The 12,602-nt window shown below is 58.4% G+C and carries 12 protein-coding genes; 11 read left to right on the top strand and 1 reads right to left on the bottom strand.

The features are described from left to right. Window positions 1-215 precede the first annotated feature (215 nt). The 4 genes from JW953_13640 to JW953_13625 all read left to right on the top strand — a co-directional run bounded on the left by JW953_13640 (window position 216) and on the right by JW953_13625 (window position 2,543). Entirely contained in the window at window positions 216-758 is a 543-nt protein-coding gene (locus JW953_13640; protein ID MBN1993739.1) for a transposase, read from the top strand. Between the two features lie 159 nt (window positions 759-917). Beyond that, window positions 918-1,202 (top strand): UPF0175 family protein, encoded by a 285-nt coding sequence (locus JW953_13635; GenBank protein MBN1993738.1) that lies wholly within the window; start codon window positions 918-920, stop codon window positions 1,200-1,202. Continuing rightward, a complete protein-coding gene (locus JW953_13630) occupies window positions 1,162-1,662 on the top strand; it encodes a DUF3368 domain-containing protein (protein ID MBN1993737.1) in 501 nt (166 codons plus the stop codon). The genes JW953_13635 and JW953_13630 overlap by 41 nt, the downstream gene beginning before the upstream one ends. A 170-nt stretch (window positions 1,663-1,832) precedes the next feature. After that, window positions 1,833-2,543, top strand: coding sequence for a hypothetical protein (locus tag JW953_13625; GenBank protein MBN1993736.1), 711 nt, complete (start codon window positions 1,833-1,835; stop codon window positions 2,541-2,543). A gap of 160 nt (window positions 2,544-2,703) precedes the next feature. Here the strand turns inward: JW953_13625 and JW953_13620 are convergent, their stop codons facing one another. Beyond that, window positions 2,704-3,027 carry a hypothetical protein gene (locus JW953_13620; GenBank protein ID MBN1993735.1) on the bottom strand — a complete coding sequence of 108 codons (324 nt, stop codon included), beginning with the start codon at window positions 3,025-3,027 and terminating at the stop codon, window positions 2,704-2,706. 351 nt (window positions 3,028-3,378) lie between these two features. On the opposite strand from JW953_13620, the gene JW953_13615 reads away from it, so the two are divergent. The 7 genes from JW953_13615 to JW953_13585 all read left to right on the top strand — a co-directional run bounded on the left by JW953_13615 (window position 3,379) and on the right by JW953_13585 (window position 12,284). Further along, window positions 3,379-4,725: a radical SAM protein gene (locus JW953_13615; GenBank protein ID MBN1993734.1), complete on the top strand. Its 1,347-nt coding sequence runs from the start codon at window positions 3,379-3,381 to the stop codon at window positions 4,723-4,725. Window positions 4,726-4,727: 2 nt separating this feature from the next. Then, complete coding sequence (locus tag JW953_13610) at window positions 4,728-6,197, top strand: methyltransferase domain-containing protein (protein MBN1993733.1); 1,470 nt, start codon at window positions 4,728-4,730, stop codon at window positions 6,195-6,197. A 43-nt stretch (window positions 6,198-6,240) separates the two neighbouring features. Beyond that, a complete protein-coding gene (locus tag JW953_13605; GenBank protein ID MBN1993732.1) occupies window positions 6,241-7,038 on the top strand; it encodes a hypothetical protein in 798 nt (265 codons plus the stop codon). A gap of 16 nt (window positions 7,039-7,054) precedes the next feature. Beyond that, the gene (locus JW953_13600) at window positions 7,055-7,345 is read left to right on the top strand and encodes a PqqD family protein (GenBank protein MBN1993731.1); all 291 of its coding nucleotides are present in this window, start codon (window positions 7,055-7,057) and stop codon (window positions 7,343-7,345) included. After that, window positions 7,346-8,137: a hypothetical protein gene (locus JW953_13595; GenBank protein ID MBN1993730.1), complete on the top strand. Its 792-nt coding sequence runs from the start codon at window positions 7,346-7,348 to the stop codon at window positions 8,135-8,137. A gap of 365 nt (window positions 8,138-8,502) precedes the next feature. Next, window positions 8,503-9,297 (top strand): PqqD family protein, encoded by a 795-nt coding sequence (locus tag JW953_13590; protein ID MBN1993729.1) that lies wholly within the window; start codon window positions 8,503-8,505, stop codon window positions 9,295-9,297. 806 nt (window positions 9,298-10,103) lie between these two features. Then, the gene (locus JW953_13585; protein ID MBN1993728.1) at window positions 10,104-12,284 is read left to right on the top strand and encodes an RNA-binding transcriptional accessory protein; all 2,181 of its coding nucleotides are present in this window, start codon (window positions 10,104-10,106) and stop codon (window positions 12,282-12,284) included. The last annotated feature ends 318 nt before the right edge of the window (window positions 12,285-12,602 follow it).

The raw sequence follows: 12,602 nt of genomic DNA, 5'->3' as shown, positions 1-12,602 counted from the left end.
TCCACCCAACCTACAGCGCGTAGGGTGGGTCGAGGCACGAGACCCAACACCTTCCGGGGCGGCGCAACTCCGTGTTGGGTTTCACTTTCGCTCAACCCATCCTACAGCGCGTAGGGTGGGTCGAGGTGACGAGTCCCAACACCTTCCCTGAATTTTTCTGTAGGGGGATAATCGGCTAAAATACACATTCCAAAACCTGACATCTTGGGTTATTTATGGAATATCGTCGAGCCAGAACTCCCGGCGCAACCTACTTTTTTACGGTTGTCACCCATAACCGGCGCAAATTTTTGTGCCTCCCGGAAAATATCGCCCTGCTGCGCCAGGCATTTCGTGAGGTGATGGCCGATCACCCTTTCAAAATCGAGGCCATTGTCATCTTGCCCGACCATCTTCACGCTTTGTGGACATTGCCTGTTGGCGATGCTGATTTTTCTACCCGCTGGCGACTTATCAAAAGCCATTTTAGCCGCCACTGTAACCCTGTTTACCAAGGACAGCTCTCCGCATCCCGGCAGCGTAAACAAGAAAAAGCTGTGTGGCAGCGTCGCTTTTGGGAGCATCAAATCCGGGATGAGGCTGATTTCATTCAACACGTAGCGTACATTCATTACAATCCGGTCAAGCACGGTCTGGTCAACGCGCCGATAGATTGGGAGTATTCCAGTTTTCGGCGTTATGTTGAAGCGGGTCTCTATCCCGCCGATTGGGGCGCAAGTGGAACGCTTGCTTTTCCCCAACACATTGGGCAGGAGTAGCCCTGATCAACGTTGGGTTTCATTCTTCAACCCAACCTACGCGGCTGCGGCCCGGCTTTATCCGGCGGGATTTATTTTTTTGTAGAATTTACGCAGTTGGCGATTTCTCCGGTCTGGTTTATAATACCAACAGCAAAGACACTGTAGGGTCAGGAAAAGATGAATACCCTATCCATTGATTATCCATCTGAAGTTCTATGGGCTTTACAACAAGACCCCGACGAATTTGAAAATGAAGCCCGGCTGCTTTTAGCCTTAAAGCTCTATGAAACCGGCAAATTAAGCACCGGTCTGGCGGCCCAAATGGCGGGCGTTCCTCGTGTTGCATTTTTCTATTTATTGGGGCAACACGGTTTATCACCCTTTGGAGAAACTCCTGAGGAATTGGAGGAGGATTTTAGCCATGCCCAGCAGGCCGCCCGCCGGGCCGGTAATTCTGAATAATACGCCATTGGTAGCGTTGTGGTCTTTGGGCCATTTAACGCTATTGCGTGATTTGTACGGAGAGGTTCTCATTCCCCAGGCCGTGTATGAAGAGTTTTCAGCCACCGAACGGTCAATACGTCAAGCGGCTTTGGCTGAAGCCCCCTGGATTAAAACAACACCTTTGTCTGACCCGCGTCAAGCCCTGGTCTACGTTGGCCTGGACCGGGGAGAGGCTGAAGTGTTGGCCCTGGCCAATGAACGGTTGGCCCGGCTGGTGATCATTGATGAACGTAAAGGACGCCGTTACGCCCAACGGTTGGGCTTGCCTTTAACCGGTGTGGTGGGAGTACTTTTAACGGCCAGGCATAACGGCTTGATACCCGCTTTAGCCCCTCTCATTGACCAATTATTGCAAGAAGGACTTTTCCTGACCCCGGCGTTGGTAGAGAAATCGCTTGAATTAGCCGGAGAAGATTAAGCGTAATGACAACCACCCCCCTCCCCACCCTGCCCCACATTACCATCTGACAGGCCAAAGTTGACCGTCTAGGCTGGACGGATGGATTAAGTTTTACCGCCTACGGCCTGCGTTTTGGCCTGCGCAGCAATACCCCGGCGGCGCTGGAACAGGCCGCCCCATTTCTGCCGTTGGGCTGGCAGCCCGCGCCGGTGGGCGAGGTGGATATTTTGTACTCGCTGCGGCAGGCCCCGCCGAGCCAACGCAAAGGGCAGCGCAATTACCACCTGCTCTATTGCGGCTCGGCTTTGCTGGCCCGCGCGCTGGAACTGCCGCCCCTTTTTGACGCCCTGCAACAGCACGCCGAACAACTGACCGTGTTGCGGGCGCAGGATTGTTTGTTTGTCCACGCCGGGGTGGTCGGCCGGCAGGGAAAGGCCATCATTATCCCGGGCCGCAGCATGACGGGCAAAAGCACGCTGGTGAAAGCCCTGGTTGAGGCCGGGGCCACCTACTACTCCGACGAGTTTGCCGTGCTGGATAAAGCAGGCCGGGCGCATCCCTATCCCCTGCCCCTTTCCCTGCGGGGTAAAAACGGGCAGCCGGGGCGCAAAATCCCGGCTGAAGAACTGGAGGGGCAAATTGGGGTCGAGCCGCTGCCGGTGGGGTTGATCGTTGTTACCGCATACCAGCCGGAGGCTGTCTGGCGACCCCGCAAACTCACGCCCGGCCAGGCGCTGCTGGCCTTAATGGACAACACCGTGGCCGCCCGGCGCGAACCGGCTTATTCGATGCCCATTTTAAAGCAGGCCGTCACCAACGCCGTTACCCTCAAAAGCAAACGCGGCGAGGCCGCAGCGGTCGCGCCCGCGCTGCTGGCCCGGCTGGAAAAAGTACTCTAACAACCTTTTGTTGTTGCTTGCTTTTTAACCATCCCTCACAATTTCAGGGCATAACATATTCAGGCGGGAGCGAAGAGTCCCCCCAGCTTTGTTTGCCAGAGGCGCGGTGGTGGAAAACAAAATTGTCACGTGGAGGACGAAGCAAAGGTGGGGTTTCATTCTAGGTGATTGAGCGCAACAGGCGGTCAGAAATATGCCTGGCCTGGACGGATAGCAGGGGGCGCAAGGCATCTTGCGGCCACAGTCGCCGCCAAAGCAGCATTTCTCGTTGCAGGGGCGCTAAATCCAACAATAATACCTCCGGTACATACGGGGCGCTCCACTCGATAAAGAGCGCCGCCTCGCGCAACAGGCTTGAAACCAAATCATCGTAAGTGGGCGAAACTGAACGCGAAGAAATACGAGCCAGGGTTGAGGCCAGATTGCCGATTTGCTGCCGCCAATCAAGTTGTTGGTACCGTTGCTGTAATGGTGCTTGTTCCATCAGCTTATCTCCAGTAGTGGCCTGATTATAAATTGAACCTTCCCTCAAGGCAAGGCCGCCCCCAAATTTTGACATCTTGCCCCTTTTGCTTTAAGATGAAATACGTTTTTAACTCATCTCACAAGGAGCAAAAATAGAGTGTTATATGTCTCACCTCATCTGGCCTTACTATCTTTGCGCCTGCTTGAATAAATCCGGCGACCTGAGCCGGACGACAAAACAATCACAGAACTTCAGACTCGCAGGGTTTGGGCGAAACACGTTCGCCTGCCCGGCGGGTCTTTTATTTTAACCCGGGAATTTTGATACATTGGTTATTGAGAACCAAGGCCGGGCCAATGAGGCGGGTGGATGACCGTAGAAGTTAGACCCCTGGGTGTAAGCTGCAACCTGCAATGCCTGTATTGTTACCAGCATCCCCAGCGCGACGCCGGCAATATACGCCGAGGTTACGACATTGAAAAAATGAAAGCCGGCATCGAAAAAGAGGGTGGGGCTTTCTCCCTGTTTGGCGGCGAAGCCTTGCTGATCCCTGAAGACGACCTGGAAGAGTTATGGTCATGGGGCTACGAAAAGTTTAAGAGTAACGGCATCCAGACCAACGGCACGCTTATCAACAACAACCATATGCGCATGTTCAAGCAGTACAATGTGCATGTTGGCGTTTCGGTGGATGGGCCGGGCGAACTGAACGACGCGCGTTGGGCCGGCAGTCTGGAGCGCACCCGGGAGATGACGGATAGAACGCATGCGGCCATTGAGCGGCTGGCCGGGGGAAATATTCGATGGAGCCTGATTGTCACCCTGCACCGCAACAACGCCACCCCGGATAAACTGCCGCTCATGCACGATTGGTTCAGATATATGGACGGCCTGGGGGCATGCGGCGCCCGGCTGCACATCATGGAGGTTGAAAACGACGCCATCTACCGGAAGTATGGCCTTAGCCCCGAGGAGAACATTGCGGCCCTGCTGAGCTTCGCCGGCCTCGAAGAGAAACTCGTCAACTTCAAGTTTGATATATTCAAAGATATGCGCCACATGCTGCTGGGCCAAGACAACGCGGCCACCTGCATCTGGAACGCCTGCGACCCCCATACCACCCGCGCCGTGCGGGGGGTGGAGGGCGGCGGCCAGCGCAGTAACTGCGGCCGCACCAACAAAGACGGCATTGATTTTATTAAAGCCGACGTGGAGGGATTTGAACGCTACCTGGCCCTGTACCATACTCCCCAGGAATACGGCGGCTGCCGGGACTGTCGCTTTTTTTTGATGTGCAAAGGGTCATGTCCCGGCTCGGCCCTTGACTACGACTGGCGGAACCGCTCGGCCTACTGCCGGGTGTGGTTTGAGTTGTACCGTTATTTTGAAGACCGGCTGGTAGAACAGGGCCTGCAGCCGCTCTCGCTGCGCCCGGAACGCCGGCAGGCGGAACATCTTATTCTGGAAGCCTGGGCGGCGAATTGTTACATGAGCGTTAAAGCGGCTCTCACCCGGATTGAACAGGGGCGGGCTGCCGGCGGCCCAACTGCCCATGGTAACGGCCACGGCGACGCGCCCCACGGCGACCACACCGACGGGCGCGGCCCCGGCCACCGCGACAGCCACGGCGACGCGCCCCACGGCGACGCACCCCATGGCGACGCGCCTTACGGCGACCACACCGACGGGCGCGCCGGCGGCGGGAGAGAGATGTAACAATGGAACGGCTTGACTTTGTTTTGCCCGATTTTACCCGCTTGAGCTGGGCCGGCAGCCGGGCCAGGGAAGTCTGGGAACCGCGTCTTGGGCGCATCGGCCGGGCCTGGTTCAACCTGGAATGGCTCTCGGTTGTGGCCGGCCTACGCGCCTGCGGCTTAAAAATTGCCTCGCCCCAAGAATTTGTGGCCCAGGCCGGGGAATGGGCCAAACACGGCTTAAGCGGCCTGCCGTTGGAAATTCAGGGCCTGTCCACCAACTCCTATGCCGGGGCCAGCCTCCGGGCCGAGTTGGGCAAGCCCTTTGCCTTTCGCATTGTTATTGCCGCCCCGGCCGATATGATTGCTTTCAAAAACGCCTGGGACAACGGCGACGACGAACGCATCGGCCAACTGCTGGGCTACCCCCCCTGCTGCTACCGGTTTTATCGCCGGGTTTGGGTGGATGAGGACCTGGTTGATACCACCTGGCCCATGGCCCGGGGCAGCGTGGCCGCCCCCAACAGCAACCGCTGCCTGGAGGTGAGCGGCCCGCCGGAGGCCAATATTTTGTGGCGCTGGATGGGGGTGCGGGCCACGCCCCACCTGCCCTGTAGTTTTCACTGCCCGGAAACGGTGGCGTTGGGCCAAAAGTTAATCGCCCTGGGCCGGGCTAACGGTTACAATCAGGAAATGGACTGGCTGCTGGAGATCCTGTCCTGGCCGGTTGAATGGTCGGCCCTACACGGCATTGCCGAGATAAAAACGCCTGTTCTAAAAGTGTCGGCCAGAACCGACGCCACGCCGACGAAATATGTGGTCAGGCGAATTGGAACAGCTTATCCTGACGAGGGCGCCCAAGGATTGGGCTTCCCCTACCGGGTCCCGGCCGGGCAAATTTTAACCCAATCGGCCGGTTTCCGCCGCGGCCTGGATAATCCTATCAAACCCAGGCCGCCAGAGCCGGCCTGGTACGCCGCCGACAACGGCTTCAATTCCCGCCTGGCCATGGAACAGGCCCACCGGCCCGTTATTGAATTGGCCACGGCCACCCTGGCCGGGCAGTCCGGCAACATACTGGACTTGGGTTGCGGCAACGGGGCGTTGCTGCGCCAAATCTGCCAGGTGAACCCCGGCCTGGCGCCCTTTGGCCTGGAATTTGACCCCGGCCGGGTTGAACACGCCCGGGAACTTCAGCCCGATTACGCCGAAAATTTTAGCCAGGGGGATATATTTGCCAGCGAGTGGCCCTGGCCCGACGGCCGGCGCTACGCCCTGGCCATCCTGATGCCGGGCCGGTTACTGGAAACGGGATCCGGCCGGGCCGCCCGGCTCAAGGCCCGGCTCGCGCAGCACTGCGACCACCTGCTGGTTTACGCCTACGGCGACTGGCTGACCCGCTACGGCGACCTGCCGGGATTGGCCGGCCAGGCCGGGTTGAAATTGCTTAAAACCAACGCGCCCGCCACGGCCGGCCTGGCAATGGTGGAATAATTTAAAAACTCTTGTCACAAAACTACTGGCAAAGGAAAAAAAAATGAGCACTGATTCCAACAACCCCAATCATCCAGATACAAAGCAGGCCGCGCCTGCCAATCCTGAGGCCGAGCGGGCCAGGGTCTTTTCCAGGCGCGCCATCCTCCAGGCCGGCTGGACCGCCCCGGTGATTGCCGCCGTTTATCTGGCCCAGCCGGGCGAGGCCTTTGCCCAAAGTCCCGGCGCCCATGCCGACACCCCCCACCTAGACACCGCCCACGCCGACACCCCCCACCTAGACACCGCCCACGCCGACACCCCTCACCTTGACACCGCCCACGCCGACACCCCTCACCTTGACACCGCCCACACCGACACCGCCCACACCGACACGTACGCCGACACGCATACCGACACCCCTCACACCGACGCCTACACCGACGCCTACGCCGACGCCCACACCGACGTCCCTCACGACGACACCCCTTACACCGACATCCCTTATACCGACATTCCTTACGACGACTTTTACACCGACGTTCCACACGACGACCATTTTGACGGTTCTTATACAGATTCTCACGACGACTTTTATACCGATATTCCCCACACCGACACCCACACCGATATTCCCCACACCGATGTTCCCTACACCGACACCTACGCCGACACCTACACCGACACCCACACCGATGTTGCCTATACCGACACGCATACCGACACCCACACCGACACCCCCCACACCGACACCCCCCACACCGACACCGCCCACACCGACACCGCTCACGCCGACACCGCCCACGCCGACATCGCCCACACCGACACCGCCCACGCCGACACTCCTCACACGGATGCCTGATACTATGGAAAGGCCGGTGAAACAGAACCGGGCAAACCGGGCTGCCGGTAAACCTCGCCAACTGGCCGGAGTTGAAACAATGGCTTTACCGGACGAGATGGTGCTTTACATGCCCGGCCCGGAGTTGGTGGTTTCGCTCAACCACTCGGCTGCAGCCGTTTGGGAATTGTGCGACGGCCAAACCAACGTGGCCGGGATCAGTCGGGAATTGGGCCAGACGTTGGGCCGTTCCGGCCAGGAGTTGCTGGCCGAGGTGGAAGCGGCGGTCGGGCAACTGGTCGAATTGGGCCTGGTGGAGATGGTTTAAGTGGGGCTGTTACACATCACCTTTGGCCAGCACCGGGTGACGGTTCAGTCAGAGTCGCCGGAAGTGCTGGCCGGGGTTGAACGCCGTTTTGGCCAAATGCTCAACTCCGGCTCCGGCCGGGAAGCGGGCCGGCTGGAGGTGTGGCCGGAAGGACAGCTTTATGCTCTGGCCGGTCCCCGGCAACCCAAAACGGAGCGGGGTGAACTGCCCGCTATTTTGCGCAGCCTGGAATACCAGGCCGTCATGCTGTTGGTAGAAGCCCGGCCCGATTTGCTCTGGCTGCACGCGGCCGCAGCGGCAAACGCCGGCGGGGGAGTGCTTTTTCTGGGTCCCTGGGGGCATGGCAAAAGCACGCTGGCCGCTTGCCTGTATGCTCAGGGCTGGGCTTTCCTGGCCGATGATATTATTCCTCTGGAACCGCGCCTGGACCGCCTGTTCCCTTTTCCGCAAACGCCCGGCCTACGCCGGGGCGGCCCAACAATTTCCCGGCAGATCCTGCGCCACCTACCCAAGGCGGACGCGCCCTTGCGGCCGGAGGGCGTGTGCCGGCAGGCCGCGCCGGTGAGGGCGTTGATCTTTCCCCGCTACCAGGCCGACGCCCCGGCGCGGCTTGAACCCTGTTCTCCGGCGAAGGCCACCCTGGGACTACTGCAACAGTGCGTGAACTTTGCCGCACACCGGGGCGCGGCCGTGCGCTACCTGGGCCGCCTGGCCGCGCAGCAGCCCGCCTTCCACCTGACTTTTAGCGACGCTCAGAGCGCGGCCGCGCTGGTCATCCAGGCCCACTTTTGAGATACGCCCCAAAATTTTGACATTTTGCCCCTTTTGCTTTAGGATAAGATACGTTTTTAACCCATCCGGCGAGAGGCAAAAATGCCGCATGCCTTACCTTACCTTACCTTACCTTACCTTACCTTACCGCCCTTGCGCCTGCCTGAATAAGCCGGGCCGCCGGGCGATAAAACAGAATCACGGAAACTCAGACCTATCGGGCGCGTCAGTAATTGCCTGCCCGGTGGGTCTTTTATTTTAAATCAGGAGGCAGGAATCAGGAACTAGGAATCAGGAGGTAGGGGTTAGTATTTCCCCTAATTCCTAATTCCCAATCCCTAACCCCCAATCCCTAATTCCTAATTCCCAAATAAAGGAGAAAACCAATGCAAACCAAGCAATATCCAAAACAATCAAAAACAGTACACGTTGAAACCCTTGAAGGCGAGTTGTGCATTTACGACTGGCAGCGCATGCAGGTGCATAACCTCAACCCCACCGCGGCCAGGGTGTGGGAGCTATGCGACGGCCAAACCACGCCCCAGGAGATGGCGGCCCAGCTGCACGGCGATCTGACCCCGGAGCAAGCCGAAGAACTGGTATGGTTAGCCCTGAAACGGCTGGAAGGGGCTAACCTGTTACAAAACAAAGTAGTGCAACCCGCCGGGCGCAAAGTATACAGCCGCCGCGAGATGCTGGCCAAGCTGGGCGTGACCGTGGTCATGCTGCCGGTCATCACGTCCATTGTGGCCCCCAGCCCGGTCGAGGCCCAATCGCCCGCGCCGGGGCCAGGGCCGGGGCCAGGGCCGGTATGCCCCATTGTGCGCACCGCTAACGTGGGCACTACAGATGGCCTCGTCGGATACCAATTTACCGCTTTTAACGAGGGCCCCATCACCGATGCTCAAATAACAGCCTGCGGCGTCACCCACATCAGCTATGCGTGGACGGGCGCTGTTGTTCCGCCGGCGGCGGCGGTGGGTGCAGGTATCTTCTTAGCCCAAGCCAACAATGTACAAGCGAACAACCAGAGAATCTTGCCATCAGGAACCGGTTCGCCTGATGGCCCCAACGCAACCGCCAACCTTTGGACAGGCAACCGCGATTACAACGGCGTTGACGTAGACGTCAGCGTTCCCGAAACCTGGAACGTGGGCGTTTTAACCATTACGCTGGCCTAAGTAGCGCGTAGGTTGGGTCTCGTTACCTCGACCCAACCTCCAACTTTCGCGGTAGACCTGACAGGTTGCGAATGCTTCGCATTCGACGGAAACCTGTCAGGTCTGCGCGCGCCTACGCATATTTTTGATGGCTGCGGTTATGTAACCGCAGCCTGCCTGCAACCGGCTTAAGTCGGGCTACCGGGGGTGACGGAGGTATCTCCGTCACCATCATCAAGTCTGTAGGTCACGCCGGCCGCGTGACGCATCTTTCCGCCTGGATAGAGGTCACATTAAAAACGTGACCTGCTGCGTTTGCCCAACAATTGATAGTAGGTTGGGTCTCGTGCCTCAACCCAAGCTACGGTCTAAAAGAGCGTTTTTCTTAAATGTCATCAGTTCGCTTCGCTCAGGGCAAGTTTCAAGGCCGTTAGGCCGAGAAATCTCTTTCTAACATCCGCCTGATAGGGGATTTCTCGTCGCTTCAGTCGCTTCCGCTTCCAAGCGCCTCGAAATGACATGCGGGTGTATTTAATAAGACCGCAGAGGTCGCAAAGACCTCTGCGGTCTGTTTTATCCTTTGTTTCCCCGTTTGCCTTAACCTCCCTCTCGGTGCTAAGATGTGGCTTATCATTAGACACCTGAAGAACCAACATCAATAGTTTTGTCGATAATCAATATCACAGAGTGGCAATGTAGCAAGGTGGCAGGGTAACAGGTTGTTACTCTGCGACTTTGTTACCCTGCTACCCTGCTACTCTGCAAGACAACGCCTCTTTGAAGGCATATTTTCCGGGCCAAGCCCCGAACATTATTAAGGAGACCCCATGCCCCCCGACAAATTCAGCCAGGCCATCGCCCAAGAGTTGGACATCCGCCCCCAACAGGTGGCCCGCTCCATTGACCTCTTTGACGCCGACAACACCATCCCCTTTGTGGCCCGCTACCGCAAAGAAGCAACCGGCGGCCTGGACGAGGCCCAACTGCGGGCCGTTCTGGAACGGCTCACCTATTTACGCAACCTTGACGCCCGCAAAGAAACGGTGCTGCGCAGCATTGAGGAGCAGGGCAAACTGACCGGCGACCTGCGCCAACGCATCGAGGCCGCGGCCACCCTGCAAGAAGTGGAAGACCTGTACCTGCCCTACAAACCCAAACGTCGCACCCGGGCCGCCATTGCCCGCGAGCGCGGGCTGGAGCCGCTGGCCCAACTGCTGCTGGCCCAAGAAGTGACGCAAGGCGACCCGGCCCAAATGGCCGCCGATTTTCTCACCGACGACGTGCCCACGCCCGACGACGCCCTGGCCGGGGCGCGAGACATTGTGGCCGAGGTGGTGGCCGAAAACGCCGACATCCGGGCCGCTGCGCGCAAACAAACGCGCAACGAAGCCCGGCTGGTGGTGAAAGTGGCCGACCAGAGCAAAGATGAGCGCGGCGTTTACCAAATTTATTACGACTACCAGGAAAAGTTGAGCCAAATTCCGCCCCACCGCCTGCTGGCCCTTAATCGCGGCGAGCGCGAAGGCGTGTTAAAGGTTAAACTGGAAGGGCCGGACGACGAACTGGTGGGCCAAATTCAGCGGCGGATGATCACCAACCCCAAATCCATTTTTACCGGCCAGCTCCGCGCGGCCATCGCCGACGGCTACAAACGCCTGCTGGCCCCCTCCATTGAAACCGAACTGCGCGGCGAGTCAACCGATGCCTCCGACGAGCACGCCATTGAGAACTTTGCCGCCAACCTGCGCCAATTGTTATTGCAGCCGCCCATCCCCGGCAAAACCGTTATTGGCATAGACCCCGGTTTCCGCACCGGCTGCAAAGTGGCCCTGGTAGACCCCACCGGCAAGTTTTTGGGCGGCGTCACCATTTACCCCCACGAGCCGCAAAAGAAGTGGGCCGAGGCCAAAGCCATCCTGGTCAAACTGATGCTTGAACAAAACGCCGGCGTGATAGCCATTGGCAACGGCACGGCCAGCCGCGAAACCGAGGCCATGGCCGCCGAAGTTATCAGCGAAGCCAAAGCGCAAATTGCCAATAGCAAGTTAGAATTGGCTTATGTGATGGTGAATGAGGCGGGCGCGTCGGTTTACTCCGCCAGCAAGCTGGCCCGGGCCGAGTTCCCCGATTTGGACGTGAGCATGCGCGGGGCTATCTCTATTGCCCGGCGGTTGCAAGACCCGCTGGCCGAACTGGTCAAAATTGACCCCAAGTCCATTGGGGTGGGGTTGTACCAGCACGACGTGAACCAAAAACGGCTGGGCGAAACCCTGGACGCCGTAGTGGAGAGCGCGGTCAACCACGTGGGCGTGGATGTGAACACGGCCAGCCCGGCCCTGCTCAGTTACGTGGCCGGGGTCAGCCGCCGGGTGGCCGAGGCCATTGTGCAACACCGCGAGGAACACGGGCCGTTCAAAACCCGCAACCAGTTAAAAAAGGTTAAGGGGTTGGGCGACAAAACCTACCAACAGGCTGTTGGCTTTCTCAAAATCCCGGCGGGCGACCGTCCCCTGGACAATACCTTTATCCACCCCGAAAGTTATCCCGTGGTTGAGCGTTTGTTTGACTACCTGGAAGTGCGCGGTGATGAAAAAGACCTGCCCCACCGCCTGGAAACGTTACGCCGGCAAGAGGATTTGAGCGAGTTGGCCGACCTGCTGGAGGTCGGCGCGCCCACGCTGGCGGATATTTTAGAAGCCCTGGCCAAACCGGGCCGTGACCCCCGCGACGAACTGCCCAAACCCCTGCTGCGCCAGGACGTGCTCAAAATGGAAGACCTGCGCGAAGGGATGATCCTGACTGGCACGGTGCGCAACGTGGTTGATTTTGGCGCGTTTGTGGACATTGGCGTTAAACAAGATGGGCTGGTACACATTAGCCAGTTGGCCGACCGTTACGTGAAAAATCCGTTTGAGGTGGTCAAGGTAGGCGATGTGGTCAAGGTGAAGGTGATGGCCGTGGATGTGGCGCGGGGGCGGATTGGGTTGAGTATGCGGGAAATTGCATAACCTTGCTCATCTTTTTCTGATAAAAAACAACACCGCGCAGGACCATTTCTCTACGCGGTGTTTTGTTTCTATTCAATTTTCCGGGCTACAAATTATGGGTGGTGATCACATTGTAAGTGATACAACCATACTTTTGCCCATCCCCCCTGGCCCCTCCCCCAAATGGGGGAGGGGCCAGGGGTGGGGGCCAAATAAAAACATCTCATCACTTATAATTGAACCACTACCCAAATTATGGATACACCTGGAACGGGTTATACACAGCCCCATCACCGCGTACACCCACACCCCAAGACTGATCCGCACCCATCTCAACCT

The organism is Anaerolineae bacterium (assembly GCA_016931895.1).
In the GTDB taxonomy this organism is placed as follows: Bacteria; Chloroflexota; Anaerolineae; order 4572-78; family J111; genus JAFGNV01.
The sequence above is the reverse complement of the archived record's forward strand: the minus strand, read 5'-3'. Positions and strand labels throughout refer to the sequence as shown.

Coding starts and splice junctions, on each gene's coding strand:
- JW953_13585 (MBN1993728.1), top strand. CDS start 10,104: ATGCCCCCCGACAAATTCAGCCAGGCCATCGCCCAAGAGTTGGACATC.
- JW953_13630 (MBN1993737.1), top strand. CDS start 1,162: ATGCCCAGCAGGCCGCCCGCCGGGCCGGTAATTCTGAATAATACGCCA.
- JW953_13640 (MBN1993739.1), top strand. CDS start 216: ATGGAATATCGTCGAGCCAGAACTCCCGGCGCAACCTACTTTTTTACG.
- JW953_13605 (MBN1993732.1), top strand. CDS start 6,241: ATGAGCACTGATTCCAACAACCCCAATCATCCAGATACAAAGCAGGCC.
- JW953_13635 (MBN1993738.1), top strand. CDS start 918: ATGAATACCCTATCCATTGATTATCCATCTGAAGTTCTATGGGCTTTA.
- JW953_13590 (MBN1993729.1), top strand. CDS start 8,503: ATGCAAACCAAGCAATATCCAAAACAATCAAAAACAGTACACGTTGAA.
- JW953_13615 (MBN1993734.1), top strand. CDS start 3,379: ATGACCGTAGAAGTTAGACCCCTGGGTGTAAGCTGCAACCTGCAATGC.
- JW953_13620 (MBN1993735.1), bottom strand. CDS start 3,027: ATGGAACAAGCACCATTACAGCAACGGTACCAACAACTTGATTGGCGG.
- JW953_13610 (MBN1993733.1), top strand. CDS start 4,728: ATGGAACGGCTTGACTTTGTTTTGCCCGATTTTACCCGCTTGAGCTGG.